The organism is Streptococcus mitis, assembly GCF_019929545.1.
Lineage (GTDB): Bacteria > Bacillota > Bacilli > Lactobacillales > Streptococcaceae > Streptococcus > Streptococcus mitis_BU.
This window is the reverse complement of the sequence record NZ_JAHZPT010000063.1, coordinates 1-663: the sequence shown is the minus strand read 5'-3', so window position 1 is coordinate 663 and position 663 is coordinate 1. Positions and strand designations below refer to the sequence as shown.

1 protein-coding gene is annotated in these 663 nt (G+C 37.9%); it reads right to left on the bottom strand.

Annotation, left to right across the window (positions count from 1 at the left end):
- Positions 1-134: 134 nt before the first annotated feature.
- Positions 135-663 (bottom strand): IS5 family transposase (locus K1I71_RS09540; protein ID WP_223330853.1); only part of this gene is annotated, 529 nt, incomplete at its 5' end.

Below are 663 nucleotides of genomic sequence, written 5' to 3'. Positions count from 1 at the left end.
GGGCACCTCTAAAAACTCCACTCTTATCACAAAAGAAAAAATCAACTGTATGTGTCTCATTTAGTTGGCACATTCAAGTTGATTTTTTTCTATCTTTAGACCTCTATGGCCCATTTCTCTTGTTTTTGGGCGCACTAAGCCCATGTCTTCAAACCCAATCGTTGGATTTGTTCAAAACGACAGATATTGTAGACTAAATTAGTTAACATAGCATTTGTTTTGGCTCTCTTTTTACCAACGCCTCGAAAAGTGCTCCCCTTCATAGTCGTTTCAATGAAACCAAAGACATGTTCCACACGACAACGAACATGAGAAATAGACTGATTGATACGCTTGTCTAAATCAGTCAATGGTTTATTGCGAAAAGCTCGACGACAGGTGTGGTGTTGGCACCCTTCAGGTACTTTTTGGCCAATATAAGCACTGTCGTCAAACACTGGTTCATTCGAATCGCAGAGTTCCTCTAAAACATTGGAATCATGAACATTAGCAGCCGTCAACTCATACTTTTTAATGAATTTTGATTTTCGGTCAACGCTCACATGATTTTTGTAACCAAAATAATTTTGACCACCTTTCTTGGTCCATCTAGCATCAGGATCTTTTTGTGCTCTTTTATTGTTATTCCATTCTTCAGGAATATGTCCTTCTTTAATTTGTTTA